At 62.6% G+C, this 25,007-nt stretch carries 29 protein-coding genes; 18 read left to right on the top strand and 11 right to left on the bottom strand.

The features are described 5' to 3' along the window. Positions 1-10: 10 nt before the first annotated feature. From KI235_RS28485 to KI235_RS28520, 8 genes are all read left to right on the top strand, one after another. Positions 11-601: a YggT family protein gene (locus tag KI235_RS28485; protein ID WP_003206487.1), complete on the top strand. Its 591-nt coding sequence runs from the start codon at positions 11-13 to the stop codon at positions 599-601. A 5-nt stretch (positions 602-606) separates the two neighbouring features. Continuing rightward, positions 607-900, top strand: a complete 294-nt coding sequence (locus KI235_RS28490) for a DUF167 domain-containing protein (RefSeq protein ID WP_003206488.1) — start codon at positions 607-609, stop codon at positions 898-900. Positions 901-1,203: 303 nt separating this feature from the next. Next, positions 1,204-2,343, top strand: coding sequence for a homoserine O-acetyltransferase (locus KI235_RS28495; protein ID WP_003206490.1), 1,140 nt, complete (start codon positions 1,204-1,206; stop codon positions 2,341-2,343). Between the two features lie 7 nt (positions 2,344-2,350). Then, a complete protein-coding gene (gene metW, locus KI235_RS28500) occupies positions 2,351-2,971 on the top strand; it encodes a methionine biosynthesis protein MetW (protein ID WP_003206492.1) in 621 nt (206 codons plus the stop codon). Positions 2,972-2,997: 26 nt separating this feature from the next. After that, positions 2,998-3,432 (top strand): DUF4426 domain-containing protein, encoded by a 435-nt coding sequence (locus KI235_RS28505; RefSeq protein ID WP_053163545.1) that lies wholly within the window; start codon positions 2,998-3,000, stop codon positions 3,430-3,432. Next, entirely contained in the window at positions 3,429-4,025 is a 597-nt protein-coding gene (rdgB, locus tag KI235_RS28510; RefSeq protein ID WP_013694468.1) for an RdgB/HAM1 family non-canonical purine NTP pyrophosphatase, read from the top strand. Before KI235_RS28505 ends, rdgB begins: the two co-directional genes overlap by 4 nt. Next, positions 4,022-5,221 carry a radical SAM family heme chaperone HemW gene (hemW, locus tag KI235_RS28515; protein ID WP_003206497.1) on the top strand — a complete coding sequence of 400 codons (1,200 nt, stop codon included), beginning with the start codon at positions 4,022-4,024 and terminating at the stop codon, positions 5,219-5,221. Before rdgB ends, hemW begins: the two co-directional genes overlap by 4 nt. An 18-nt stretch (positions 5,222-5,239) precedes the next feature. Further along, a complete protein-coding gene (locus tag KI235_RS28520; protein WP_003177482.1) occupies positions 5,240-5,563 on the top strand; it encodes a DUF3392 domain-containing protein in 324 nt (107 codons plus the stop codon). 179 nt (positions 5,564-5,742) lie between these two features. Here KI235_RS28520 and trmB read toward each other — a convergent pair whose 3' ends face one another. The 4 genes from trmB to KI235_RS28540 form a co-directional block, all read right to left on the bottom strand. After that, the gene (gene trmB, locus KI235_RS28525; protein WP_003206499.1) at positions 5,743-6,468 is read right to left on the bottom strand and encodes a tRNA (guanosine(46)-N7)-methyltransferase TrmB; all 726 of its coding nucleotides are present in this window, start codon (positions 6,466-6,468) and stop codon (positions 5,743-5,745) included. Positions 6,469-6,477: 9 nt separating this feature from the next. Then, entirely contained in the window at positions 6,478-7,272 is a 795-nt protein-coding gene (locus KI235_RS28530; protein WP_003177480.1) for a thiazole synthase, read from the bottom strand. A gap of 54 nt (positions 7,273-7,326) precedes the next feature. Next, a complete protein-coding gene (gene thiS / locus KI235_RS28535; protein ID WP_018609493.1) occupies positions 7,327-7,527 on the bottom strand; it encodes a sulfur carrier protein ThiS in 201 nt (66 codons plus the stop codon). 90 nt (positions 7,528-7,617) lie between these two features. After that, a complete protein-coding gene (locus KI235_RS28540) occupies positions 7,618-7,989 on the bottom strand; it encodes a DUF423 domain-containing protein (protein ID WP_003206503.1) in 372 nt (123 codons plus the stop codon). Between the two features lie 73 nt (positions 7,990-8,062). On the opposite strand from KI235_RS28540, the gene mtgA reads away from it, so the two are divergent. Next, complete coding sequence (mtgA, locus tag KI235_RS28545) at positions 8,063-8,785, top strand: monofunctional biosynthetic peptidoglycan transglycosylase (RefSeq protein ID WP_003206505.1); 723 nt, start codon at positions 8,063-8,065, stop codon at positions 8,783-8,785. A 183-nt stretch (positions 8,786-8,968) separates the two neighbouring features. Here the strand turns inward: mtgA and rpoH are convergent, their stop codons facing one another. From rpoH to ftsY, 4 genes are all read right to left on the bottom strand, one after another. Then, positions 8,969-9,823, bottom strand: coding sequence for an RNA polymerase sigma factor RpoH (gene rpoH / locus KI235_RS28550; protein ID WP_003177476.1), 855 nt, complete (start codon positions 9,821-9,823; stop codon positions 8,969-8,971). Positions 9,824-9,937: 114 nt separating this feature from the next. After that, a complete protein-coding gene (ftsX, locus tag KI235_RS28555; RefSeq protein WP_003206508.1) occupies positions 9,938-10,960 on the bottom strand; it encodes a permease-like cell division protein FtsX in 1,023 nt (340 codons plus the stop codon). Next, positions 10,957-11,628, bottom strand: a complete 672-nt coding sequence (gene ftsE, locus KI235_RS28560; RefSeq protein WP_003177474.1) for a cell division ATP-binding protein FtsE — start codon at positions 11,626-11,628, stop codon at positions 10,957-10,959. Before ftsE ends, ftsX begins: the two co-directional genes overlap by 4 nt. Further along, positions 11,625-13,058, bottom strand: a complete 1,434-nt coding sequence (ftsY, locus tag KI235_RS28565; RefSeq protein ID WP_028237456.1) for a signal recognition particle-docking protein FtsY — start codon at positions 13,056-13,058, stop codon at positions 11,625-11,627. Before ftsY ends, ftsE begins: the two co-directional genes overlap by 4 nt. Positions 13,059-13,402: 344 nt before the next feature. Between ftsY and KI235_RS28570 the strand changes: the two genes are divergently transcribed. Genes KI235_RS28570 through KI235_RS28585 form a run of 4 tightly spaced genes read left to right on the top strand, consistent with a single transcriptional unit; the run spans position 13,403 to position 17,882 of the window. Continuing rightward, positions 13,403-14,758: a pitrilysin family protein gene (locus tag KI235_RS28570; protein ID WP_003206513.1), complete on the top strand. Its 1,356-nt coding sequence runs from the start codon at positions 13,403-13,405 to the stop codon at positions 14,756-14,758. Next, positions 14,751-16,241, top strand: coding sequence for a pitrilysin family protein (locus KI235_RS28575; protein WP_003206515.1), 1,491 nt, complete (start codon positions 14,751-14,753; stop codon positions 16,239-16,241). The genes KI235_RS28570 and KI235_RS28575 overlap by 8 nt, the downstream gene beginning before the upstream one ends. Next, positions 16,241-16,852 (top strand): 16S rRNA (guanine(966)-N(2))-methyltransferase RsmD, encoded by a 612-nt coding sequence (rsmD, locus tag KI235_RS28580; protein WP_003206517.1) that lies wholly within the window; start codon positions 16,241-16,243, stop codon positions 16,850-16,852. Before KI235_RS28575 ends, rsmD begins: the two co-directional genes overlap by 1 nt. Before the next feature lie 31 nt (positions 16,853-16,883). Further along, a complete protein-coding gene (locus KI235_RS28585) occupies positions 16,884-17,882 on the top strand; it encodes a hydrolase (RefSeq protein WP_069971627.1) in 999 nt (332 codons plus the stop codon). Positions 17,883-18,019: 137 nt separating this feature from the next. Here the strand turns inward: KI235_RS28585 and KI235_RS28590 are convergent, their stop codons facing one another. Both KI235_RS28590 and KI235_RS28595 read right to left on the bottom strand, forming a co-directional pair. Beyond that, the gene (locus KI235_RS28590; protein WP_003206522.1) at positions 18,020-18,874 is read right to left on the bottom strand and encodes a sulfurtransferase; all 855 of its coding nucleotides are present in this window, start codon (positions 18,872-18,874) and stop codon (positions 18,020-18,022) included. A 33-nt stretch (positions 18,875-18,907) separates the two neighbouring features. Beyond that, positions 18,908-19,579: a TetR/AcrR family transcriptional regulator gene (locus KI235_RS28595; RefSeq protein WP_003206524.1), complete on the bottom strand. Its 672-nt coding sequence runs from the start codon at positions 19,577-19,579 to the stop codon at positions 18,908-18,910. 148 nt (positions 19,580-19,727) lie between these two features. Between KI235_RS28595 and KI235_RS28600 the strand changes: the two genes are divergently transcribed. From KI235_RS28600 to KI235_RS28620, 5 genes are all read left to right on the top strand, one after another. Then, on the top strand, positions 19,728-21,158 hold the full coding sequence (locus KI235_RS28600) for a coniferyl aldehyde dehydrogenase (protein ID WP_003206528.1): 1,431 nt from the start codon (positions 19,728-19,730) through the stop codon (positions 21,156-21,158). Positions 21,159-21,185: 27 nt separating this feature from the next. Further along, positions 21,186-21,731 (top strand): twin-arginine translocation pathway signal protein, encoded by a 546-nt coding sequence (locus KI235_RS28605; RefSeq protein ID WP_212795394.1) that lies wholly within the window; start codon positions 21,186-21,188, stop codon positions 21,729-21,731. Positions 21,732-21,874: 143 nt separating this feature from the next. Beyond that, complete coding sequence (locus tag KI235_RS28610; protein WP_027912911.1) at positions 21,875-23,470, top strand: GMC family oxidoreductase; 1,596 nt, start codon at positions 21,875-21,877, stop codon at positions 23,468-23,470. A gap of 115 nt (positions 23,471-23,585) precedes the next feature. Then, positions 23,586-24,065, top strand: coding sequence for a pantetheine-phosphate adenylyltransferase (gene coaD, locus KI235_RS28615; RefSeq protein ID WP_003177462.1), 480 nt, complete (start codon positions 23,586-23,588; stop codon positions 24,063-24,065). Between the two features lie 137 nt (positions 24,066-24,202). Beyond that, the gene (locus tag KI235_RS28620; protein ID WP_003206534.1) at positions 24,203-24,454 is read left to right on the top strand and encodes a YfhL family 4Fe-4S dicluster ferredoxin; all 252 of its coding nucleotides are present in this window, start codon (positions 24,203-24,205) and stop codon (positions 24,452-24,454) included. A 164-nt stretch (positions 24,455-24,618) separates the two neighbouring features. Here the strand turns inward: KI235_RS28620 and KI235_RS28625 are convergent, their stop codons facing one another. Beyond that, complete coding sequence (locus KI235_RS28625) at positions 24,619-24,939, bottom strand: hypothetical protein (protein WP_003206536.1); 321 nt, start codon at positions 24,937-24,939, stop codon at positions 24,619-24,621. Positions 24,940-25,007: the final 68 nt, after the last annotated feature.

Here is a 25,007-nt window from a genome sequence, read left to right on the forward strand (position 1 = left end):
GGAGCCATTCATGATTGGATTGAACACTGCAGCGGTCTACGTGCTGCAAACCCTCGGCAGCCTGTACCTGCTGATCGTGCTGCTGCGCTTCGTGCTGCAACTGGTGCGCGCCAACTTCTACAACCCGCTGTGCCAGTTCATCGTCAAGGCCACCCAGCCACTGCTCAAGCCGCTGCGTCGGATCATCCCGAGCCTGTTCGGCCTGGACATGTCGTCGCTGGTCCTGGCGATCCTCGTGCAACTGGCGCTGATGGCCCTGACCCTGCTGCTGACCTACGGCACCACCGGCAACCCGCTGCAACTGCTGATCTGGTCGATCATTGGCGTGACCGCGCTGTTCCTGAAGATTTTCTTCTTCGCCCTGATCATCAGCGTGATCCTGTCGTGGGTCGCGCCGGGCAGCCATAACCCGGGCGCCGAACTGGTGAACCAGATCTGCGAGCCGGCCCTGGCGCCGTTCCGCCGCATCCTGCCGAACCTCGGTGGCCTGGATATCTCGCCGATCCTGGCGTTCATGGTGCTCAAGCTGATCGACATGCTGGTGATCAACAACCTGGCGGCGATAACCATGATGCCGGAAATCCTGCGCCTGCTGATCTGACCCACGTGAGCTACTTTCGCTGGGATGGCGACGACCTGATCCTGGAGTGTCACCTGCAACCGGCAGCCCGCAGCGATGATTTCGCCGGGCTGCACGGTGACCGCCTGAAGATCCGCCTCACCGCCCCGCCGGTCGAAGGCAAGGCCAATGCGTACCTGATGGCGTTCCTGGCCAAGGCGTTTGGCGTGTCCAAGAGCCAGGTCAGCCTGGTCAGTGGCGAATTGAACCGGCAGAAACGGGTGCGCATCCATTCACCGAAGAAACTGCCGGAGTTGCCGGGCCTCGTCCGGCCCACCTGATCCGGCTTGGATCGGGGGCATAGTTAACCCTGTGGCGAGGGAGCCTGCTTCCGCTGGGTGGCACCTGTAGGAGCTGCCGGAGGCTGCGATCTTTTGTTTTGATCTTTCGCTTTGGCCCCACGGTACACAGGGGAAAGATCGCAGCCTCGTTGCACTCGACAGCTCCTACAGGGCCGCTTCGCGCCCCAGCGGGAGCAAGCTCCCTCGCCACAAAAACAACGGCGGACAATCAGCCGCACCTTTGCTTGCCGCCTGCCACAGCGGTCTTTAGACTTACGCCTCATTTCAACGCGAGCAGGGTCGATGCCAGCTGCCTTTCCCCCCGATTCCGTTGGTCTGGTGACGCCGCAAATGGCGCATTTCAGCGAGCCCCTGGCCCTGGCCTGCGGCCGTTCGTTGCCAGCCTATGACCTGATCTACGAAACCTACGGCACCCTCAATGCCACGGCGAGCAATGCCGTGCTGATTTGCCATGCCTTGTCGGGGCACCACCACGCCGCCGGCTACCACAGCATCGACGACCGCAAGCCCGGTTGGTGGGACAGCTGCATCGGCCCGGGCAAGCCCATCGATACCAGCAAGTTCTTCGTGGTCAGCCTGAACAACCTGGGCGGCTGCAACGGTTCCACCGGCCCCAGCAGCCTCAACCCGGACACCGGCAAACCTTTCGGCGCCGATTTTCCGGTGCTGACCGTGGAAGACTGGGTCCACAGCCAGGCGCGCCTGGCCGACCGCCTCGGGATCGGCCAGTGGGCAGCCGTGATCGGTGGCAGCCTGGGAGGCATGCAGGCCCTGCAATGGACCATCACCTACCCGGACCGCGTGCGCCACTGCCTGGCAATCGCCTCGGCGCCCAAGCTGTCGGCACAGAACATCGCCTTCAACGAAGTGGCGCGCCAGGCGATCCTCACCGACCCGGAGTTCCATGGCGGCTCGTTCCAGGAACACGGCGTGATCCCCAAGCGCGGGCTGATGCTGGCGCGGATGGTCGGGCACATCACCTACCTGTCCGACGACTCCATGGGCGAGAAATTCGGCCGTGGCCTCAAGAGCGAAAAGCTCAACTACGACTTCCACAGCGTCGAGTTCCAGGTCGAAAGCTACCTGCGTTACCAGGGTGAAGAGTTCTCCGGGCGCTTTGACGCCAACACGTACCTGCTGATGACCAAGGCACTGGACTACTTCGATCCGGCGGCGAACTTCGACGATAACCTGGCGAAAACCTTCGCCAACGCCACCGCCAAGTTCTGCGTGATGTCGTTCACCACCGACTGGCGCTTCTCCCCGGCGCGCTCGCGGGAGCTGGTGGACGCGCTGATGGCCGCGCGCAAGGACGTCTGCTACCTGGAAATCGACGCGCCCCAGGGTCACGACGCCTTTTTGATCCCGATCCCGCGCTACCTGCAGGCGTTCGGCAACTACATGAACCGTATAACGCTGTGAGGACGCCATGAGAGCCGATCTGGAAATCATCCAGGAATGGATCCCCGCCGGCAGCCGCGTGCTCGACCTGGGCTGCGGCAACGGCGAACTGCTGACCTGGCTGCGGGACAACAAGCAAGTCAGCGGCTACGGCCTGGAAAACGACCCGGACAACATTGCCGAATGCGTCGCCAAGGGCATCAACGTCATCGAGCAGGACCTGGACAAGGGCCTGGGCAACTTTGCCAGCAACAGCTTCGACATCGTGGTCATGACCCAGGCGCTGCAAGCAGTGCACTACCCGGACAAGATCCTCGACGAAATGCTGCGGGTTGGACGCCAGTGCATCATCACCTTCCCCAACTTCGGCCACTGGCGTTGCCGCTGGTACCTGGCGAGCAAGGGCCGCATGCCGGTTTCGGAGTTCCTGCCCTACACCTGGTACAACACGCCGAACATCCATTTCTGCACCTTCGAGGATTTCGAGGCGCTGTGCCGCGAGCGTGAAGCCAAGGTCATCGATCGCCTGGCCGTGGACCAACAGCACCGCCACGGGTGGGCCAGCAAGCTATGGCCTAATCTGTTAGGTGAGATAGGCATCTATCGGGTCAGCAGCCCAGGCCTTACCGATTATCAGGTCGCGGTGTAAGCCCCCGGCCTTACCAGGAGCACGACATGAACCGTCTAGCGTTGTTTCTCATCACCGCTTGCCTGAGCGTTGGCGCCATGGCCGCCGACGTTATCAAGGGCGAGCGCAAGGAAGTGTTCGGTGATATCACCGTGCACTACAACACCTTCAACTCCACCTTCCTGACACCGGACATCGCCAAGGCCGCCGAGCTGATTCGCAGCAAGCAACAAGGCGTGATCAACATCTCGGTGCTCAAGGATGGCAAGCCCTTGATGGCCCAGGTCAGCGGCACGGTGAAAGACCTCACCAGCCAGAGCGTCCCGCTGCAATTCAAGCAGGTGAGCGAGCCAGGCGCGATCTACTACATCGCCCAGTATCCGGTGGATCAACAGGAAGTCCGGACCTTCGAAATCAAGGTGCAAACCGGCGACAAGATCAACACCATCAACTTCAACCAGGAACTGTTCCCGGGCCAATGATCAACTTCACCCAACTCGTACTGGCCAGCCACAACGCCGGCAAACTCAAGGAACTGCAAGCCATGCTCGGCGGGTCGGTGCAGTTGCGCTCGATTGGCGAGTTCAGCCAGGTGGAACCGGAAGAGACCGGCCTGTCGTTCGTCGAGAACGCCATCCTCAAGGCCCGCAATGCCGCACGCATCTCGGGCCTGCCAGCACTGGCCGACGATTCCGGGCTGGCCGTGGACTTCCTGGGCGGCGCGCCAGGCATTTACTCGGCCCGCTACGCCGACGGCAAAGGTGACGCGGCGAACAACGCCAAGCTGCTCGACGCCCTCAAGGACGTGCCCGAAGCCGAGCGCGGCGCTCAGTTCGTGTGTGTGCTGGCCCTGGTCCGCCATGCCGATGACCCATTGCCGATCCTCTGCGAAGGCCTGTGGCACGGGCGCATTCTCACCGAAGCCAGCGGCGAGCACGGTTTTGGCTATGACCCGTTGTTCTGGGTGCCGGAGCGCAATTGCTCCAGCGCCGAGCTGGGGCCGGTGGAAAAGAATCAACTGAGCCACCGCGCCCGCGCCATGGCCCTGCTGCGTCAACGCCTGGGCCTGCAATGATCGACGACACTCCCGCACCGCTGATCCATGGCGGTGTACAAACACCTCGGGCGCCACTGCCAGTGCTGCCGCCCCTGGCGTTGTACGTCCACATCCCGTGGTGCGTGCGCAAATGCCCGTATTGCGACTTCAACTCCCACACCGCCAGCCCGCAGTTGCCGGAAGAGGAATATGTCGACGCCTTGCTGGCCGACCTCGACCAGGATTTGCACGCGGTTCATGGTCGCCCGTTGAGCTCGATCTTTTTCGGCGGCGGCACCCCGAGCCTGTTCAGCGCCCAAGCCTTGGGGCGATTGCTCAAGGGTGTGGAAGCGCGGATACCGTTCGCCCAGGACATTGAAATCACCCTGGAAGCCAACCCCGGCACCTTCGAGCAGGAAAAATTCGTCGCTTACCGGGCCTTGGGCATCAATCGCCTGTCCATCGGTATCCAGAGTTTCCAGCAGGCCAAGCTCGAGGCCCTGGGCCGGATCCACAACGGCGACGAGGCGGTGCGCGCCGCCGGCATGGCTCGCCAGGCCGGTTTCGACAATTTCAACCTGGACCTGATGCATGGGCTGCCCGACCAGTCCCTGGAAGACGCCTTGAGCGACCTGCGCCAGGCCATCGCCTTGAAGCCGACGCATTTGTCCTGGTACCAGCTGACGCTGGAGCCGAACACGGTGTTCTGGAACCAGCCGCCGACATTGCCCGAAGACGACACGCTGTGGGACATTCAGGAAGCCGGGCAAGCCTTGCTGGCCGAACACGGCTACGCCCAATACGAAGTCTCGGCCTACGCCCAACCCGGCCGGGCGGCGCGGCATAACCTCAACTACTGGAGCTTCGGCGACTTCATCGGCATTGGTGCCGGCGCCCACGGCAAGCTCAGCCATCCGGACGGGCGCATCGTGCGCACCTGGAAGACCCGCCTGCCCAAGGACTACCTCAACCCGGCCAAGAGCTTCCAGGCCGGCGAGAAAACCCTGGCCAACGAAGAGCTGCCGTTCGAGTTCCTGATGAACGCCCTGCGCCTGACCGCGGGCGTGGAAGCGCGGCTGTACCCGGAGCGCACCGGGCTGCCCCTGCAAAGCCTGGCCGAAGGCCGGCGCGAGGCCGAACAAAGCGGGTTGTTGCAGGTCGAACCGACACGTCTGGCGGCCACCGAGCGCGGACAGCTGTTTCTCAACGACTTGCTGCAGACATTTCTGAGCTGATCAAAACAAGGAAATCGAATGGATCTGGTACTCGACCTGTTGGCCACCGTGTCCCGCTGGAGCCGCAGCAACCTGTCGGAAATCTCCCTGGCATTGGTAGGCTGCCTGTTGGTGCTGTTTGGTGCCGACATCAAGGGCTGGGTCGAACAACGCCTGGGCAGCATCGCTGGCGCCTTGCGCGTCCCGCTGATCGCCCTGCTGTGCATGATCGGCAGCGGCGCGGCACTGATCTACGCCACGCCGTGGGTCGTTCGGGGCTTGAGCCAGTTCAACAACTACAGCCTGGCGCCGGTGTTGTTGGTGGTACTGGTGTTGATAGGCGTAGTCGCGGATCGGCGCTGAGCCGAAACACACCGCCAAACACATGTGGGAGCAAAGCTTTGTGGGAGCAAGGCTTGCCCACGATAGCAGCGCCTCGGTACCCACTTGAAACCCGAATTGCCTGCATCGCGAGCAAGCTTTGCTCCCACAAAGCCTTGCTCCCACAGAAGCTCAGTCCCACATTGAGCATCGCGTGATGTTTAAGCCAACTTCTCGAACTTCAAATCCCAAACCCCGTGCCCAAGGCGTTCGCCTCGGCGCTCGAACTTGGTGATCGGCCGTTCAGCCGGGCGTGGCACGCACTTGCCGTCTTCGGCCAGGTTGCGATAGCCCGGGGCGACGTTCATCACTTCCAGCATGTATTCGGCGTAGGGTTCCCAGTCGGTAGCCATGTGCAACACACCGCCGACCTTCAACTTGCTGCGCACCAGTTCAGCGAACGACGCCTGGACGATACGGCGCTTGTGGTGGCGGCTTTTGTGCCAAGGGTCCGGGAAGAACAGCATCAGCCGGTCGAGGCTGTTATCGGCCACGCAGCGACTGAGCACTTCGATGGCGTCGCAATCGTAGACCCGCAGGTTGGTCAGCCCTTGGGTCAGCACGCCATTGAGCAGTGCACCGACGCCCGGACGATGGACTTCCACCCCGATGAAATCCTGCTCCGGCGAGGCGGCGGCCATTTCCAGCAACGAATGGCCCATGCCGAAGCCGATTTCCAGCGAGCGCGGGGCCGAGCGGCCGAAGACCTGGTCAAAATCCACCGGTGCATCGGCCAGCGGCAGGACAAACAGCGGCGCGCCCTGCTCCAGGCCGCGCTGCTGGCCTTCAGTCATGCGCCCGGCGCGCATCACGAAACTCTTGATGCGGCGGTGCTGGCGCTCTTCGCCTTCTTCCGGCAGGACCGGCGTGTCGTTCGATTCAGTCATCAATGGCTCTTACTTGATCAGACCATCCAGCGGCGAGGAGGCGCTGGCGTAAAGTTTTTTCGGCATGCGGCCAGCCAGGTACGCCAGGCGACCGGCGACGATGGCGTGCTTCATGGCTTCGGCCATGAGGATCGGCTGCTGGGCGTGGGCGATGGCCGAGTTCATCAGCACCGCTTCGCAACCCAGTTCCATGGCGATGGTGGCGTCGGAAGCGGTACCGACACCGGCATCCACCAACACCGGGATCTTGGCTTCTTCCAGGATGATCTGCAGGTTGTACGGGTTGCAGATCCCCAGGCCTGTGCCGATCAGGCCGGCCAGCGGCATGACCGCGATGCAGCCGATTTCCGCCAATTGACGGGCGATGATCGGGTCATCGCTGGTGTAGACCATCACGTCGAAGCCTTCCTTGACCAGGGTTTCAGCGGCCTTGAGGGTTTCGATCACGTTGGGGAACAGGGTTTTCTGGTCCGCCAGCACTTCCAGCTTCACCAGGTTGTGGCCGTCGAGCAGCTCACGGGCCAGGCGGCAGGTGCGCACGGCCTCGATAGCGTCGAAGCAACCGGCGGTGTTCGGCAGGATGGTGTAGCGGTCCGGCGGCAGGATATCCAGCAGGTTCGGTTCGCCCGGGTTCTGGCCGATGTTGGTCCGGCGCACGGCGACGGTCACGATTTCGGCGCCCGAGGCCTCGATGGCCAGGCGGGTTTCTTCCATGTCGCGATATTTGCCGGTGCCTACCAGCAAACGCGACTGGTAGGTACGACCGGCCAGGACGAAGGGCTTGTCGCTACGAACGATGCTCATGGGAAATCCTCTGTTGGGGTGAGGTTCTTGCGAAATGCTGCGAAACCGAGGCGACTAGCCGCCGCCAATGGCATGAACCACTTCGACGCTGTCGCCATCGTTCAACGTGGTTTCGGCGTGCTGGCTGCGCGGGACGATATCCAGATTGAGTTCCACCGCGACGCGGCGTCCGGTGAGTTCCAGACGGGTCAGCAGGGCCGCGACGGTTTCACCGTCGGGCAGATCAAGGGGTTCGCCGTTCAACTGAATGCGCATGCCGGATGCCGCCATCATTTTTAGGGGCTGGCATTCTAGCCCGATCAGTCTGGGCGACCCAAGCCATTCGTCATGAAATGGACCGCCCGGTCAGCCCAGCCGCCAGGCGGCAAGCCCCAGGCACACCCAGCCGATCAGGAACGCCACACCGCCCAACGGCGTGATGATGCCCAGCTTGCTGATGCCCGTGAGGGTCAGCAGGTACAGGCTGCCGGAGAACAACAGGATGCCGACCACAAATGAAACCCCGGCCCAGGTGACGATGCGGCCGGGAATGTGTGTGGCCAGCAGCGCAACGCCCAGCAACGCCAGGGTGTGCACCAGTTGGTAGGTGACGCCGGTGTGGAAAATCGCCAGGTATTCGGCGCTCAGGCGGCTTTTCAGGGCATGGGCGGCAAATGCCCCCAGCGCCACGCCTGTGAAGCCGAAAAAAGCGGCCAGCATCAGAAAGCTACGCAGCATGAGAACTCCAGTCAGACTCGATGGACAGGGTCTGTATAATGGCCCGCTCGACGGGTTCGGCCAAGCCATCTCTATGCTGCGTTTATTATTTCGACGATTCCTTAAAGCCCTGCTCTGGTTCGCCGTTGGCAGCGTTGTGCTCGTGCTGTTGTTTCGGGTGGTACCGCCGCCGTTCACGGCGCTGATGATCGAGCGCAAGGTTGAATCCTGGTTCGGCGGCGACCCCATCGACCTGCAACGCACCTGGCAGCCTTGGGACCAGATCTCCGATAGCCTGAAAGTGGCGGTGATTGCTGGCGAAGACCAGAAATTCCCCGAGCACTGGGGCTTCGACATCGGCGCGATCCAGGCCGCGTTCGCCCACAATGGGCGTGGCGGTTCGATTCGCGGCGCCAGTACCCTCAGCCAGCAAGTGTCCAAGAACCTGTTCCTGTGGTCGGGCCGCAGCTGGCTGCGCAAGGGGCTGGAGGCCTGGTTCACCGCACTGATCGAAGTGTTCTGGCCCAAGCAGCGGATCCTTGAGGTGTACCTCAACAGTGTCGAGTGGGATGACGGCGTGTTCGGGGCCGAAGCCGCAGCACGACATCATTTTCGCGTAGGCGCCGACGCCTTGTCCCGGCAACAGGCCAGCCTGCTGGCGGCGGTCTTGCCTAACCCGCGCAAATGGAGCGCCGGCCGGCCGAGCCCCTATGTGCTGCGGCGGGCTGGCTGGATTCGTCAGCAGATGAGCCAGTTGGGGGGCGACAGTTATTTGCTGGAACTCAACAATTCGCGGCGAGCGCCTTGGGCCCAGTAGCTGCAACACTGAAGCCCCACCTGTGGGAGCGAGCTTGCTCGCGATAGCGGCGGGTCAGCCACATTGAAGTTGACTGATCTACCGCTATCGCGAGCAAGCTCGCTCCCACAGGGGATTGCAGCGCACAAACAAAAACGCCCCGATCATCACTGATCGGGGCGTTTTTTATGGCCGCTATCGCAGTCAGGCGGCGATCGACACCTTGAGCTTGTTCATCGCGCTCTTCTCAAGCTGACGAATCCGCTCGGCCGACACGTTGTACTTCTGCGCCAGGTCGTGCAGCGTGGCTTTTTCCTCCGCCAGCCAGCGCTGGTAGAGGATGTCGCGGCTGCGCTCGTCCAGCACTTCCAGGGCTTCGTGCAGGTTGGTGTTGGAGTTGTCACTCCAGTCGGCGTCTTCCAGTTGACGCGCCGGGTCGTACCGGTGGTCTTCCAGGTAGTTGGCCGGCGATTGGAAAGCGCTGTCGTCGTCCGCTTCGGCGGCCGGGTCGAAGGCCATGTCATGGCCGGTCAGGCGACTTTCCATCTCGCGCACTTCCCGAGGCTCTACGCCCAGGCTTTCGGCGACACGGTGGACTTCTTCGTTGTTCAGCCAGGCCAGGCGCTTCTTCTGGCTGCGCAGGTTGAAGAACAGCTTGCGCTGGGCCTTGGTGGTCGCGACTTTCACGATGCGCCAGTTGCGCAGGATGAACTCGTGGATTTCCGCCTTGATCCAGTGCACCGCAAACGACACCAGGCGCACACCCATTTCCGGGTTGAAACGCTTGACCGCCTTCATCAGGCCGACGTTGCCTTCCTGGATCAGGTCGGCCTGGGCCAGCCCGTAGCCGGAATAGCTGCGGGCGATATGTACGACAAAACGCAGGTGGGCGAGCACCATCTGCCGAGCCGCCTCAAGATCCTGCTCATAATAGAGACTCTCGGCCAGTTCACGCTCCTGCTCGGGGGTCAGCAATGGAATGCTGTTGACCGTGTGCACATAGGCCTCCAGGTTCGCACCCGGGACCAGAGCATAAGCAGGTTGCAAAGAAGTGGTCATACGAAAAAACCTCCGACTCACATAACTCGTGCAGTTCAGCACTGCGAAAATTGACCGGGAACCCTAGGACAAGTTCCCACAAAAACTGAAAGGTCAATACACGCAAAAAAACACTTATTTTGGCGCAAGCTCACGCAAGTGGCGTGCGACCGCAATCCATGCACCGATATAACCCAACAGCACCGCGCCAAGCAAGAGCGACAGACCGTCGGCGACTGGCACGCCGGCCAGCGAGAAATCACTGCCGTACAAACCGGCCAACCCTGTTACCGCATCGTTCAGCCAGTCCAGGCCGAACGCCAATACACCCCAGGACAGAATCCCGGCACCGAAGCCATACAGCGCGCCCATATAAAGGAAGGGCCTGCGTACATAACTGTCCGTACCGCCGACGAGTTTAATCACTTCTATCTCGGTGCGGCGGTTTTCAATATGAAGACGAATGGTATTGCCTATCACCAAAAGTAATGCAGAAACCAGCAGCACCGTCAGACCGAAGACAAACCGGTCGCCGAGCTTGAGGATCGCCGCAAGACGCTCGACCCAGACTAGATCAAGTTGCGCCTGTTGTACCTTCGGCAACTCGGAAAGTCTTTGTCTTAATGCTTCAAGGGTCGGTTTGTCGACCTCATTCGGCGTCACCAGCACCACGCCCGGCAGCGGGTTCTCCGGCAGTTCCTTGAGGGCTTCGCCCAGGCCGGACTGCTGCTGGAATTCTTCAAGCGCCTGCTCGCGCCCGATGTATTCGGCATCGGCCACGCCCGGCATGGCCTTGATCTGCTCGCGCAACGCCTGGCCTTCGCCGGGGCTCGCGTCCATCTGCAGGTACAGGGAAATCTGCGCCGCGCGCTGCCAGGAGCCGCCCAGGCGCTCCACATTGCTTAGCAATAATGACAGGCCCATGGGCAGGCTCAGGGCAACCGCCATCACCATGCAGGTAAAGAAGCTGCCGATGGGTTGCTTGCCCAGGCGCCGCAGGCTGTCCAGCAGGCTGGCGCGATGGCTTTCGATCCAGGCGCGCAGCAGCGTGGAAAAGTCCGGGCCGTCATCATCGTCGCGTTTTTTCTTTTGCGGCTGCGGATCGGAGGCCTTCGGGGCCACGCGTTCGGCCACTTTCGGGCTGCGAGTAGCACTCATACACCCGCCTCCCCGTCACCAATCAGGCGTCCGCGCTGCAATGTGAGCATGCGGTGACGCATACGTGCGATCAATGCCAGGTCGTGACTGGCAATCAGCACACTGGTGCCCAGGCGATTGATGTCTTCGAATACGCCCATGATCTCCGCAGCCAGGCGCGGGTCGAGGTTACCGGTAGGTTCGTCCGCCAGCAGCAAGGCCGGGCGATGGACGATGGCGCGGGCGATGCCGACGCGCTGCTGTTGACCGGTGGACAGGTCGCCCGGGTACAGGTCGGTCTTGTCCGACAGGGCCACGCGCTCCAGGGCCGAGTCCACGCGCTTGATGATCTCGGCCTTGGACAACCCGAGGATCTGCAACGGCAACGCCACGTTGTTGAACACCGTGCGATCGAACAGCAATTGGTGATTCTGGAACACCACGCCGATCTGCCGTCGCAGGTAGGGAATCTGGGCATTGCTGATGGTGCTCAGGTCCTGGCCGGCCAGCAGCAGTTTGCCGGTGGAGGGCCGCTCCATCGCCAGCAGCAGGCGCAGCAAGGTACTTTTACCGGCGCCGGAATGGCCGGTGACAAACAGAAACTCGCCCCGACGGACCCGAAAGCTCAGCTCATGCAAGCCGACGTGACCGTTCGGATAGCGTTTACCGACCTGCTCGAAACGAATCATGAATGCTCCCGTTCGGCAAACAGTGCCTGGACAAAGGGCTCGGCTTCAAAGGTGCGCAAGTCGTCGATGCCTTCACCCACACCGATATAGCGAATGGGCAGACCGAACTGCTTGGCCAGGGCGAAAATGACCCCGCCCTTGGCGGTGCCGTCGAGCTTGGTCAAGGCCAGCCCGGTCAGTTCGACGGTCTGGTTGAATTGCTTGGCCTGGTTGATGGCGTTCTGGCCGGTACCGGCGTCCAGCACCAGCAGCACTTCGTGGGGTGCGTCGGCGTCGAGCTTGCCGATCACCCGGCGCACCTTCTTCAACTCTTCCATCAGGTTGTCTTTGGTGTGCAGGCGACCGGCCGTGTCGGCGATCAACACATCGATGCCACGGGCCTTGGCGGCCTGCACGGCGTCGAAGATCACCGAAGCGGAGTCGGCGCCGGTGTGCTGGGCAATCACCGGGATCTTGTTGCGCTCGCCCCACACTTGCAGCTGTTCGACCGCAGCCGCGCGGAAGGTGTCGCCCGCCGCCAGCATGACTTTCTTGCCTTCGAGCTGCAGCTTCTTGGCCAGCTTGCCGATGGTGGTGGTCTTGCCAGCACCGTTGACGCCGACGACCAGGATCACGAACGGCTTGTTCTGCGAGGCGATCACCAGCGGCTTTTCAACCGGCTTGAGCAGACTGGTCAGCTCGCCTTGCAGGGATTTGTACAGCGCATCGGCGTCGGTCAGTTGCTTGCGCGCGACCTTCTGGGTCAGGCTCTGGATGATCACCGAGGTGGCCTCGACACCGACGTCGGCGGTCAGCAGGCGGGTCTCGATATCTTCCAGCAATTCGTCGTCGATGACTTTCTTGCCCAGGAACAGGCTGGCCATGCCTTCGCCGATACTGGCGCTGGTCTTGGACAGGCCCTGCTTGAGGCGGGCGAAGAAGCCGACCTTGTTTTCCTCGGCGCTACGGACGGGCTCGACGGGGGCGACGGTTTCCAACAGGGCAGGTGCCGGCTCGGGCGCGGCTTGCGCAACCTGGGATGCGACAACGGCGACCGGCGGCTCAATGACAGCGTCGACGACTGGTGCCTCGACAATCTGCGGCGGCGCTGGAATCGGCGGGGTGATATGGGGCGTCGTTTCCTCGACCAGCGCGACCGGCTCTTCCGCCACCGGCAAGGTCAACCAGGGGGTTTGCTCGACGGGCGGGGTCAGCGGTTGCTCGGCCACCGGCTCAGCAACGGTCTCAGGCTCGACCGGTTGCAGCACCGGCTCGGCAATCGGCAGGACGATGGGCGCGGTTGCTTCGACCACTGCCTCGGCGGCGGGCTCAGGCAGCGGTTGTGGCTGTTCGACGACGGTTTCCTGCGGCTTCTTGCGCAGCCATCCGAACAGGCCTTTTTTCTCGCCAGCCGCAGCTGGGGTCTTCTTGTCGTCGTTGGAACCAAACATGGAGGACGGCTATCTCACGGTAGCGAAGCGCCACAAGGGCGCCTCGGTGATAAATATTCAATGCTGAACAGACTGCGTTTCATCCAGCTTGTTCACGCGCAACATTTTGTCGAGACGTCCCAAGGACACCCCAAAGTCGATTTTTTCGAAGGACTGGTACGGCATCATCGGCGAAAACGCTGGGATCAACGGGCAAACCCGACATTTCTCCGGGGAACCCAGACAACCCCGGGCCGATAAAAGGCCCGATAGGCGTGGCCGCCAGTAAAACGGACCGTTATCCTAGCACCCTCTCGCCCGCCGACGCTAAGACCTAGCGGGCAACCCAACAGGTTTAAACACGAATGAATGCTCTTGCCCGCCGCGCCGCAGGCCTGCTGCTCAGCACAGTTTGTCTGCCCTTTTCAGCCTTGGCTGCCGACCCACAACCCACCCACGAATTTACCCTCGACAACGGCCTGAAGGTCGTCGTGCGCGAAGACCATCGTGCGCCGGTGGTGGTCTCCCAGGTCTGGTACAAGGTTGGCTCCAGCTACGAAACGCCAGGCCAGACCGGTTTGTCCCACGCCCTTGAGCACATGATGTTCAAGGGCAGTGAAAAAGTCGGCCCCGGCGAAGCGTCGCTGATCCTGCGCGACCTCGGTGCCGAAGAGAACGCCTTCACCAGCGATGACTTCACCGCCTATTACCAGGTATTGGCCCGCGATCGCCTGGGCGTGGCTTTCGAACTGGAAGCCGACCGCATGGCCAGCCTGCGCCTGCCGCCGGAGGAGTTCAGCCGCGAGATCGAGGTGATCAAGGAAGAACGCCGCATGCGCACCGACGACAAGCCCATGTCCAAGGCCTATGAGCGCTTCAAGGCCATGGCTTACCCGGCCAGCGGCTACCACACGCCGACCATCGGCTGGATGGCCGACCTGGACCGGATGACCGTCGAGGAGCTGCGTCACTGGTACGAGTCCTGGTACACCCCGAACAACGCGACCCTGGTGGTGGTCGGCGACGTGACGCCGGACGAGGTCAAGTCCCTGGCCCAGCGATATTTCGGCCCGATTGCACGGCGCGCGGTGCCGGTCGCGAAAATCCCCCTGGAGCTCGGCGAACCCGGCGAGCGCCAGATCACCTTGCATGTGCAAACCCAACTGCCCAGCGTGATGCTGGCCTTCAATGTGCCCAGCATCGCCACCGCGACGGACAAGGGTTCAGTCAACGCGCTGCGGCTGATCTCGGCCCTGTTGGACGGTGGCTACAGCGGGCGGATCCCGACGCAGCTGGAGCGCGGCGAAGAGCTGGTGTCTGGTGGTTCGTCGAGCTACGACGCCTACACCCGTGGCGACACGCTGTTCACGTTGTCGGCGACGCCCAACACCCAGAAAAACAAAACCATCGCCCAAGCCGAAGCCGGCCTGTGGCGCTTGCTTGAACAGTTGAAAACCACCGCGCCGACTGCCGAAGAGCTGGAACGCGTGCGCGCCCAGGTCATCGCCGGCCTGGTCTATGAACGCGACTCGATCACCAGCCAGGCCACCGCCATCGGCCAGCTGGAGACCGTCGGTTTGTCCTGGAAGCTGATGGACACCGAACTCGCTGAACTGCAAAGCGTGACCCCGCAAGATATCCAGAAGGCAGCCCAACTGTATTTCACCCGCTCGCGCCTGAGCGTTGCGCATGTCCTGCCCGAGGAGAAAGCTCATGAGTGAGCGCAAATCACGGCGCCCGGTATTGATCGGCCTGGCGCTCATCGCCCTGGCCGGCTCCCTGGCGTTCTATCTGTCGCCGACCACCGACGTCACCGCCAGCCAGGCATTGGATAACGCCAAGTCCGGCAACAAGCTGCAATCATTGGCGGAACTGGACGGCAAGGCCCCCAGCCACCGCCAGCTCGACGTGCAAACCTGGAAAACCGCCGACGGCGCCAAGGTGCTGTTCGTCGAAGCCCGCGAATTGCCAATGTTCGACCTGCGCCTGACCTTCGCCGCCGGCAGCAGCCAGGACGGCGACGCTCCCGGCCTCGCACTGCTGACCAACGCCATGCTCAACGAGGGCGTGGCCGGCAAGGACGTCAGCGCCATTGCCCAAGGCTTCGAAAGCCTCGGTGCCGATTTCGGCAACGGCGCCTACCGGGACATGGCCGTGGCGTCCCTGCGCAGCCTCAGCGCAGCCGACAAGCGTGAGCCGGCATTGAAGCTGTTCGCCGAGGTCGTCGGCAAACCGACCTTCCCTGCCGACTCCTTCGCCCGCATCAAGAACCAGATGCTCGCCGGTTTCGAATACCAGAAACAGAACCCAGGCAAACTGGCCGGCCTGGAACTGATGAAGCGCTTGTACGGCGATCATCCTTATGCCCACTCCAGCGACGGCACCGCCGACAGCATTCCGCCAATCACCCTGGCCCAGGCCCGGGCGTTCCACGCCAAGGCCTATGCCGCCGGCAACGCAGTGATCGCGCTGGTGGGGGATTTGTCCCGCGCCGAAGCCGAAGCGGTTGCCAACCAAGTGTCCGCCGCGCTGCCCAAAGGCCCGGCGCTGGCGAAAACCCCGCCACCGGTGGAACCCAAGGCGAGCATTGGCCACATCGAATTCCCGTCCAAGCAGACCAACCTGATGCTCGCGCAACTGGGCATCGACCGCGACGATCCGGACTATGCCGCCGTGTCCCTGGGCAACCAGATCCTCGGCGGTGGCGGCTTCGGTACTCGGCTGATGACCGAGGTTCGGGAAAAGCGCGGCCTGACCTACGGCGTGTACTCCGGTTTCACGGCGATGCAAGCCCGCGGCCCGTTCATGATCAATCTGCAAACCCGTGCGGAAATGAGCGAAGGCACCTTGAAACTGGTGCAGGACGTGTTCGCCGACTACCTCAAGAATGGTCCCACCCAGAAAGAACTCGATGATGCCAAGCGTGAGTTGGCCGGCAGTTTCCCGCTGTCCACCGCCAGCAATGCCGACATCGTCAGCCAGCTCGGCGCCATGGGTTTCTATGACTTGCCGCTGAGCTACCTGGAGGACTTCATGCGTCAGTCCCAGGAACTGACCGTCGAGCAGGTCAAGGCCGCACTGAACAAGCACCTGAGCACCGACAAAATGGTCATCGTCACCGCCGGCCCGAGCGTGCCGCAAAAACCGCTGCCGCCCCCCACTGACAAACCTGCCGAGCAGCCGCTCGGGGTTCCGGAGCACTAATGGCCCGCCCATCGAATTCCAGCAAGAAACCCGTGCACAACGGTGTGAACCAGTTGCGCATCATCGGCGGCGAATGGCGTAGCCGGCGCTTGAGCTTCCCTGACGCCCCGGGCCTGCGCCCCACTCCCGACCGCGTGCGCGAAACCCTGTTCAACTGGCTCGCACCCTACGTAGCGGGTGCCCGGGTGCTCGACCCGTTCGCCGGCAGCGGCGCGCTGTTTCTCGAGGCCCTGTCCCGTGGCGCCGCCATGGGCCAGGCGCTGGACGCCAGCAACCTGGCGGTCTCCAGCCTGAAAGAACACTTGGGCACCCTGCGCTGCACCGTCGGCCAGGTGCAGACCGCCGACGCACTGCGCTACCTGGACAGCCAACCGGCGACACCTTTCGACCTGGTGTTCCTCGACCCACCTTTCAACCAGAACCTGTTGCCGACGGTCTGCGCCTTGCTCGAGGAACGTCAGTGGTTGTCCGAGGATGCCTGGGTCTACACTGAAAGCGAAACCGCCCCGTCCACCCTGGGCTTGCCGGGCAATTGGCGCTTGCATCGCGAGCAGAAATCCGGACGGGTGTATTACGCGTTGTGGCAGCGTTTGGCAAAGGACATTGACTGAACGGCTGACCAGTGCATCGAGAATAATAATGATGTCCGCCGCATCTGAGCGTTTCGTCCCTGCCCCGGGCCTTGGCAACCCGCACTTGCAAACCCTGTGGGGCCCGTTATGGCGCCAGACCACCCACATCGAGCGCCAACGCGAGCGCTTGTGGCTGGAGGACGGTGATTTCCTCGACCTTGACTGGCACGGCCCCCACAGCGCCGAGGCACCACTGGTGCTGGTGCTGCACGGGCTGACCGGTTCTTCCAACTCGCCTTACGTGGCCGGGCTGCAGCAAGCGCTCGGTCGCCAGGGCTGGGCCAGTGCGGCCTTGAACTGGCGTGGCTGCTCGGGTGAGCCGAACCTTCTGCCCCGCAGCTACCACTCGGGCGTCAGCGAAGACCTGGCCGCCGCCATCGCTCACTTGCGCGCCCGCCGGCCCTTGGCGCCGCTGTTTGCGGTGGGTTATTCACTGGGCGGCAATGTGCTGCTCAAGCACTTGGGGGAAACCGGCCGCGACAGCCAGTTGCAAGGGGCGGTGGCGGTCTCGGTGCCGTTTCGCCTCGACCAGTGTGCCGATCGCATCGGCCAGGGATTCTCCAGGTTCTACCAGGCGCATTTCATGCGCCAGCTCGTGGCCTATGTGCGCAACAAGCAACGCCAGTTCCAGCACGACGGACGCCACGAAGGCCTGGCGACTCTCGCGGCGCTTGGCCCGTTGGAAAACATGCGCACCTTCTGGGACTTTGACGGCCGGGTGACCGCGCCGCTGCACGGGTTCTCCGATGCAGCGGATTACTACCGCCGTGCCTCCAGCCGTTATTTCATGGCCGGTATCAGCACGCCGACCCTGGTTATCCAGGCCGCCGACGATCCTTTTGTGTTTCCTCACAGCCTGCCAGAGCCAGGCGAATTATCCGCCTCGACCCGGATTGAACTGCACGCCCAGGGCGGGCATGTGGGGTTTGTCGACGGAACCCTGCGGCGCCCGGGGTACTACCTGGAGCGGCGGATTCCCGATTGGCTGGCCAGCCTGGCGCACGACTGAGCGTGATGGTTCATGACCAATACACATCCCCTGTGGGAGCGAGCTTGCTCGCGATAGCGGTGGGTCAGCGACATTGAAGTTGACTGTCACACCGTCTTCGCGAGCAAGCCCGCTCCCACATTGGTTCCGGGTGTTTGTTATTCGCCCTTCGCCACGCCCCGCTGGGGGTCATTGATCCACTCACTCCACGAGCCAGCATACAGCCGCCCCAACGGGTAGCCTGCCAGGCACAAGGCAAACAGGTTATGACACGCCGTCACGCCGGAGCCGCAATAGGCCACCAGGTCAGTGGGCGAGCGCTCGCCCAGTTTTTCGGCGAAGCGCTGCTTGAGCTGATCGGCCGGCAAGAAGCGGCCATCGGCGCCCAGGTTGTCGGTGAACGCCGCGCACTGGGCGCCCGGGATATGCCCGGCTATCGGGTCGATGGGCTCGACTTCACCTTTGAAACGCGGCAACGCCCGGGCATCCAGCAGGGTCATGTCCGCTTGGCCAAGGCGTTGGTGCAGCGCTTGGGCGCTGAGCACCAAGCTCGCATCCGGTGCCCCGCTGAAGGTCCCGCGACTGTTCTGCGGCGGATCCAGGCTCAAAGGCAAGCCAGCGGCGTGCCAGGCCTTGAGCCCGCCGTCGAGGATGTACACGCCATCGCGCTTGCCCAGCCAGGCCAGCAACCACCAGGCCCGCGCGGCATAGGCGCCGGGGCCGTCGTCGTACAGCACGACATCGCTATCGTTATCGATCCCCCAGGCCTTGAGGCGCTCGATCAATGCCCCCGACTCCGGCAGCGGATGACGTCCGGTCACACCTTTGGTCACCGGCCCGCTCAGGTCGCGCTCAAGGTCCGCGAACGCTGCACCGGCGATGTGGCCCTCGGCATAACTGCGCTGACCGTAATCGGGGTCTTCCAGGGCAAAACGGCAATCGAGGATGACCAGCCCAGGCTGTGATCGCCGCTGTTCGAGGGCTTGAGGGCTGATGAGTCGCGCAATGGGCATGATGAGCTCCTGTGGCTAAGTCGGGGATCGGTCCTACTGCCCTTCCTCCAGGGTCTGGGCCAGGGGGACGTAATACTCTTTGAACAGTGCATCCACTTCTTCGCGGGCCTGATCGGTCACGAAACCGGCCTCCAACACCAGCACCTGATACACGCCACGCTTGATGGCCTGCTCGCTCAGGTGGCTGAAGTTTTCCCGCGTGGTGCACAGGAACCGCACCCAGGACGTGAGGATGATCCAGGCATTGAGGGTCAGGGACTCGATCTGCACCCGGTCCATCTTCAGGATGCCGGCGGCAACGAAGCCTTCATAAATAGCGGTGCCGTGGATCAGGCTGCGCTGGGAAAACCGTCGATAGCGCGCCGCAAGGTCCGGATCGCTGTCGAGCAGATGTTCCAGGTCCCGGTGCAGGAAACGGTAGCGCCACATGGCTGCCAGCAGCTCCTGCAAATAGAAGCGCTTGTCCTCCACCGTGGCCGCACGGCCCTGGGGCGGGCGCAAGAAGCTGTCCACCAGGTTCTCGTATTCACTGAACAACACGGCGATGATCGCCTGCTTGTTGGGGAAGTGGTAATAGAGGTTGCCTGGGGACATGTCCATGTGGGCGGCAATGTGGTTGGTGCTGACGCTGCGCTCGCCTTGCTGGTTGAACAGCTCGAGGCTGTTTTGCACGATGCGCTCGCTGGTTTTCATTCGTGGGGCCATGGTTTGGGCTTTAATTCGACGAAGGCATTGATCGGCATCTTACGACCTATCGGTCACAGGAAAAACCCATCGCCGTTACGGATGCCATTGACTTTCTAGAGTATAAGCTCTAGAAAACATCCACTCTAATAATATCCGGTGCCCGACGATGCCTGCCGACGTTGCCTACCTGCACGAGTCTCAACAACAACTGGACGAGCTGCGGTCGCTCTTCGATGCCCAGCGCCAGGCCTACGCCGCCCATCCAATGCCCCCGGCCGAACAGCGCCGACAATGGCTCAAGGCACTGCGCGAGGTATTGAGCAACGAACGACAAGCCTTGATCGACGCCATCAGCCAGGATTTCAGCCACCGCAGCGCCGACGAAACACTGCTGGCCGAGTTGATGCCGAGCCTGCACGGGATCCATTACGCCAGCCGACATCTCCAGGGTTGGATGAAACCCTCCCGGCGCAAGGTGGGCATGGCCTTCCAGCCGGCATCGGCCAAAGTGGTGTACCAGCCGCTGGGCGTGGTCGGGGTCATCGTTCCGTGGAACTACCCGCTGTTCCTGGCCATCGGGCCGCTGACGGGAGCGCTGGCGGCGGGCAACCGGGTGATGCTCAAGCTCAGCGAATCGACACCGGCGACCGGCTTGCTGCTCAAGCAACTGCTGGCCCGGGTCTTTCCCCAGGACCTGGTCTGCGTGGTGCTTGGCGAGGCTGAGGTCGGCATGGCGTTTTCCAAGCTGCCCTTCGATCACCTGCTGTTCACCGGCGCCACCAGCATCGGCAAGCATGTCATGCGCGCCGCTGCCGAAAACCTGACCCCGGTCACCCTCGAGCTGGGTGGAAAGTCGCCGGCCATCGTGTCGACCGATGTGCCGCTCAAGGACGCCGCCGAACGCATCGCTTTCGGCAAGACCCTGAATGCCGGGCAAACCTGTGTCGCCCCGGACTACGTGCTGGTGCCACAGAATCGCGTCGGCGAGTTCGTTGAGGCGTATCGCGAGGCGGTTCGCGGGTTTTATCCGACCCTGGCGAACAACCCGGACTACACCGCAATCATCAACGAACGACAGCTGGCGCGACTCAACGGCTACATCAGCGACGCCACCAGCAAGGGCGCGCTGCTGATCGAACTGTTCGACCAGGGCCAGGACCGCCGCATGGCCCACAGCCTGCTGCTCAACGTCAGCGATGAAATGACCGTCATGCAGGACGAGATCTTCGGCCCGTTGCTGCCCATCGTGCCCTACGAGCATCTGGACCAGGCGTTTGCCTACATCAATCAGCGACCCCGCCCGCTGGCGCTCTACTACTTCGGCTACAACAAGGCCGAACAGAATCGCGTGCTCCACGAAACCCATTCCGGAGGCGTCTGCTTGAACGACACGCTGCTGCATGTCGCCCAGGACGACTTGCCGTTTGGCGGCATCGGTCCCTCGGGAATGGGGCATTACCACGGGCATGAGGGCTTCCTGACCTTCAGCAAGGCCAAGGGCGTGCTGACCAAACAGCGATTCAACGCCGCGAAGCTGATTTATCCGCCCTACGGCAAGCCTTTGCAGAAACTGATCCAGAAACTGTTTGTCCGCTGACGCGTCTCTTCCCGGGTAATCAAAATAATGAACCCAAGCCTCACCGATACACCCGCGCTGTCACGGCGCGGCCTGCTGAAGTTCAGCCTCGGCGCCAGCGCCTTCCTGGCCACCGTCGGTGTGGGCGCCAGCCTGAGCGGTTGCTCGCCAAGCCAACCGGCCAATGGCCTGGCGGCCCTGCGCGACAGCGACCTGCAATTTTTACGCAGCGTCATCCCCGTGATGCTGGATGGCGCAGTGGCCGTCGGACAGATTACTGCCGCCACTGACGCGACCCTGCGAAGCCTGGACAGCAGCCTGGCCCACCTGTCCCCCGCCATGCTCAAGCTCACACGCCAGCTGTTCGACGTGCTCACGCTGGGCATTACCCGCGGGCCGCTGACCGGTGTCTGGGGCTCGTGGGAAAACGCCAGCGCCGATGACATCCGCCAGTTCCTTGCGCGGTGGGAAAACAGCTCGCTGGACCTGCTGCGACAGGGCCATAGCTCATTGCTGCAACTGGTGATGATGGCCTGGTACACCCAATCCGAAGCCTGGGCGCATTGCGGCTATCCAGGACCGCCCAAGATTTGAACGCCAGTGAGATCCTGTGGGAGCGAGCTTGCTCGCGATTGCGGTGTGTCAGTCAATACAGTTGCTGATGATCCGATGCCATCGCGAGCAAGCTCGCTCCCACAGGGGTACCGCAAACTCATAACAATAAGAGAGCCCTGAACATGCCCGTACCCGATCCCTTCCGCGAAGGCCTGGCCCGTGGCTGGACCACCTACAACGGCGCGCAGCTGACCCAGGACCTGACCCTGGAAGCGGACGTGGCCATCGTCGGCAGCGGTGCTGGCGGCGGCACCACTGCAGAAATTCTCAGCGCCGCAGGCTACCGCGTGTTGCTGATCGAGGAAGGTCCGCTCAAGACCAGTCATGACTTCACGCTGCTCGAAGACCAGGCCTACAGCAGCCTGTATCAGGAAGGCCTCGGGCGCATGAGCAAGGACGGCGCCATCACCATTCTCCAGGGCCGGGCCGTCGGTGGCACGACGCTGATCAATTGGACCTCCAGCTTCCGCACGCCCGACCAGACCCTCGACCACTGGGCCGCCGAGCACAACGTAAAAGGCCACGGCCGCGCTGAAATGCTGCCCTGGTTTGCGCAGATGGAACAACGCCTGGGCGTGGCGCCGTGGCTGATTCCGCCCAATGCCAACAACGACGTGATCCGCAAAGGTTGTGAACAATTGGGCTACGCCTGGCACGTCATCCCGCGCAACGTACGCGGCTGCTGGAACCTGGGCTATTGCGGCATGGGCTGCCCGACCAACGCCAAGCAGTCGATGCTGGTCACCACCATCCCGGCCACCCTGGACAAGGGCGGCGCGCTGCTTTACCTGGCGCGGGCCGAGCGTCTGACAATCAAAAACGATGCCGTCATAGGCCTCGAGTGCCAAGCCATGGACGAACGTTGCGTGGCACCGACCGGCCAGCGCATAACCGTCAAGGCGCGGCATTACGTGCTGGCGGGCGGCGGCATCAATACACCCGCGTTGCTGCTGCGCTCCGATGCGCCAGACCCGCACGAACGCGTGGGCAAGCGCACCTTCCTGCACTTGGTGAACATGTCCGCCGGGCAATTCGACGAGGTCATCAACCCGTTCTACGGCGCGCCGCAATCGATTTATTCGGATCATTTCCAATGGCAGGACGGCACCACCGGCAAAATGTCCTACAAGCTTGAAGTCCCGCCCTTGCACCCGGCCCTGGCCACCACGCTATTGGGCGGGTTCGGCCCCGAGAATGCCTTGCACATGTCCCGGCTGCCCCATACCCACGCCATGCTGGCGCTGTTGCGCGACGGTTTTCATCCGGACAGCCCCGGCGGCAGCGTCCAATTGCGCAACGACGGCACGCCCGTGCTCGATTATCCCGTTACGCCGTATGCCTGGGATGGCTTGCGCCGGGCCTTCCACAGCATGGCCGAGATCCAGTTTGCCGGCGGCGCCAAGGCGGTCATGCCTTTGCACAACGATGCCCGCTACGTAAAGACCCTGGCCGAAGCCCGCACACTGATCGACGGACTCGACCTGGCCTTGTACCGCACACGCCTGGGCAGCGCCCACGTGATGGGCGGTTGCGCCATGGGTGAAGATCCGAAAACCGCCGTCACCGACAGCCTTGGCCGCCATCACCAACTGGGCAATCTGTCGATCCATGACGGCTCGCTGTTCCCCACCAGTATCGGCGCCAACCCGCAATTATCGGTGTACGGGCTGACCGCGCAATTGGCGACGGCCCTGGCCGAACGCCTGAAAAATCCATGAATATCCGGATTATTCGCACCGTCTATAGTGCTTTCTTACGCAACAGCCGACTTGGCCGACCGAGAAGGCTGCGATACCATCCGACTCCCCAACGGACTCCCGCCAGGACGACGCGATGAACCGAGTGTTGTACCCAGGTACCTTCGACCCTATTACCAAGGGCCATGGCGATCTGGTCGAACGCGCCGCGCGCCTGTTCGACCATGTGATCATTGCCGTCGCCGCCAGCCCGAAGAAAAACCCGCTGTTCCCGCTGGAGCAACGTGTGGAACTGGCCCGCGAGGTCACCAAGCACCTGCCCAACGTGGAAGTGGTCGGCTTCTCGACGCTTTTGGCGCACTTTGCCAAGGAAAAGAACGCCAATGTGTTCCTGCGCGGCCTGCGTGCGGTCTCGGACTTCGAGTACGAGTTCCAACTGGCCAACATGAACCGCCAACTGGCACCGGACGTCGAGAGCCTGTTCCTGACGCCGTCGGAGCGCTATTCCTTCATTTCCTCGACCCTGGTCCGGGAAATCGCGGCGTTGGGCGGAGATATCACCAAGTTCGTCCACCCGGCCGTGGCCGATGCGCTGACCCTGCGCTTCAAGAAATAACCCGCGGGCTGCGACCCGCTTCGCAGCCCGGCACAGCGCAGTCCATCGCGCCCGCGTGCACTGCGCTCGCCAATGCGGCACAATTGCGCCCATACGTTTTTCATATGCCAGGGCCCAACGCCCCGGCAGGAGCCTGCATGTCCCTGATCATCACCGACGACTGCATCAATTGCGACGTCTGCGAACCTGAATGCCCGAACGAGGCCATTTCCCAAGGCGAAGAGATCTACGTCATCGACCCGAACTTGTGCACCCAGTGCGTCGGCCATTACGACGAACCCCAGTGCCAGCAGGTCTGCCCGGTGGATTGCATCCCTCTGGACGAGGCTCATCCGGAAACTGAAGAACAGTTGATGGCGAAGTATCGCAAGATTACTGGCAAGGCTTGAGCCAGGTAGTTCTTTAGCGTCTGTACCGGCCTTATCGCGAGCAGGCTCGCTCCCACAAGGGATTTGCTTAGGACACAGACCATGTGAACTCAGTAGATCCCTGTGGGAGCGAGCCTGCTCGCGATAGGGCCAGCAGCTACACCATAAATGCACATACCTGACGACTACTCCTGCCGCTCAAACCCCTCTCCAATACACCCCAGGCACCGCATAAACGTGGCCTTCGCCGGGTCCACCACCAGCGCCTTGCCCGCATCGCCGACCCCGCCGCCCAGCGCGGTAAAGGGCAACGACACCACGAATGCTCCGGCGCCAATCACTGTGGCGGCCAGCAGCAACGGACGGGCGATCAGCAGGTCGCCGATCATGGCGAAGGCCGGCGGGTTCTGGATGGTGTAGCGCGGGTCGCCGCTGCCGTCGCTTGCCAAGGCAGGCAAACCGACACTCAGCAGCAGCGCGAGAACAACAGGTCGAAACAGCTTCATCGGGCGATCCTTCGGCTAAATCAGTACGAAAGTGGCCTGTGTGGCTAGTTCTGTTAGTCAACTTCGGC

It is taken from the genome of Pseudomonas sp. St386 (assembly GCF_018325865.1).
GTDB lineage: Bacteria > Pseudomonadota > Gammaproteobacteria > Pseudomonadales > Pseudomonadaceae > Aquipseudomonas > Aquipseudomonas brassicacearum.

Coding starts and splice junctions, on each gene's coding strand:
- KI235_RS28485 (WP_003206487.1), top strand. CDS start 11: ATGATTGGATTGAACACTGCAGCGGTCTACGTGCTGCAAACCCTCGGC.
- KI235_RS28495 (WP_003206490.1), top strand. CDS start 1,204: ATGCCAGCTGCCTTTCCCCCCGATTCCGTTGGTCTGGTGACGCCGCAA.
- metW (WP_003206492.1), top strand. CDS start 2,351: ATGAGAGCCGATCTGGAAATCATCCAGGAATGGATCCCCGCCGGCAGC.
- KI235_RS28505 (WP_053163545.1), top strand. CDS start 2,998: ATGAACCGTCTAGCGTTGTTTCTCATCACCGCTTGCCTGAGCGTTGGC.
- rdgB (WP_013694468.1), top strand. CDS start 3,429: ATGATCAACTTCACCCAACTCGTACTGGCCAGCCACAACGCCGGCAAA.
- hemW (WP_003206497.1), top strand. CDS start 4,022: ATGATCGACGACACTCCCGCACCGCTGATCCATGGCGGTGTACAAACA.
- KI235_RS28520 (WP_003177482.1), top strand. CDS start 5,240: ATGGATCTGGTACTCGACCTGTTGGCCACCGTGTCCCGCTGGAGCCGC.
- trmB (WP_003206499.1), bottom strand. CDS start 6,468: ATGACTGAATCGAACGACACGCCGGTCCTGCCGGAAGAAGGCGAAGAG.
- KI235_RS28530 (WP_003177480.1), bottom strand. CDS start 7,272: ATGAGCATCGTTCGTAGCGACAAGCCCTTCGTCCTGGCCGGTCGTACC.
- thiS (WP_018609493.1), bottom strand. CDS start 7,527: ATGCGCATTCAGTTGAACGGCGAACCCCTTGATCTGCCCGACGGTGAA.
- KI235_RS28540 (WP_003206503.1), bottom strand. CDS start 7,989: ATGCTGCGTAGCTTTCTGATGCTGGCCGCTTTTTTCGGCTTCACAGGC.
- mtgA (WP_003206505.1), top strand. CDS start 8,063: ATGCTGCGTTTATTATTTCGACGATTCCTTAAAGCCCTGCTCTGGTTC.
- rpoH (WP_003177476.1), bottom strand. CDS start 9,823: ATGACCACTTCTTTGCAACCTGCTTATGCTCTGGTCCCGGGTGCGAAC.
- ftsX (WP_003206508.1), bottom strand. CDS start 10,960: ATGAGTGCTACTCGCAGCCCGAAAGTGGCCGAACGCGTGGCCCCGAAG.
- ftsE (WP_003177474.1), bottom strand. CDS start 11,628: ATGATTCGTTTCGAGCAGGTCGGTAAACGCTATCCGAACGGTCACGTC.
- ftsY (WP_028237456.1), bottom strand. CDS start 13,058: ATGTTTGGTTCCAACGACGACAAGAAGACCCCAGCTGCGGCTGGCGAG.
- KI235_RS28570 (WP_003206513.1), top strand. CDS start 13,403: ATGAATGCTCTTGCCCGCCGCGCCGCAGGCCTGCTGCTCAGCACAGTT.
- KI235_RS28575 (WP_003206515.1), top strand. CDS start 14,751: ATGAGTGAGCGCAAATCACGGCGCCCGGTATTGATCGGCCTGGCGCTC.
- rsmD (WP_003206517.1), top strand. CDS start 16,241: ATGGCCCGCCCATCGAATTCCAGCAAGAAACCCGTGCACAACGGTGTG.
- KI235_RS28585 (WP_069971627.1), top strand. CDS start 16,884: ATGTCCGCCGCATCTGAGCGTTTCGTCCCTGCCCCGGGCCTTGGCAAC.
- KI235_RS28590 (WP_003206522.1), bottom strand. CDS start 18,874: ATGCCCATTGCGCGACTCATCAGCCCTCAAGCCCTCGAACAGCGGCGA.
- KI235_RS28595 (WP_003206524.1), bottom strand. CDS start 19,579: ATGGCCCCACGAATGAAAACCAGCGAGCGCATCGTGCAAAACAGCCTC.
- KI235_RS28600 (WP_003206528.1), top strand. CDS start 19,728: ATGCCTGCCGACGTTGCCTACCTGCACGAGTCTCAACAACAACTGGAC.
- KI235_RS28605 (WP_212795394.1), top strand. CDS start 21,186: ATGAACCCAAGCCTCACCGATACACCCGCGCTGTCACGGCGCGGCCTG.
- KI235_RS28610 (WP_027912911.1), top strand. CDS start 21,875: ATGCCCGTACCCGATCCCTTCCGCGAAGGCCTGGCCCGTGGCTGGACC.
- coaD (WP_003177462.1), top strand. CDS start 23,586: ATGAACCGAGTGTTGTACCCAGGTACCTTCGACCCTATTACCAAGGGC.
- KI235_RS28620 (WP_003206534.1), top strand. CDS start 24,203: ATGTCCCTGATCATCACCGACGACTGCATCAATTGCGACGTCTGCGAA.
- KI235_RS28625 (WP_003206536.1), bottom strand. CDS start 24,939: ATGAAGCTGTTTCGACCTGTTGTTCTCGCGCTGCTGCTGAGTGTCGGT.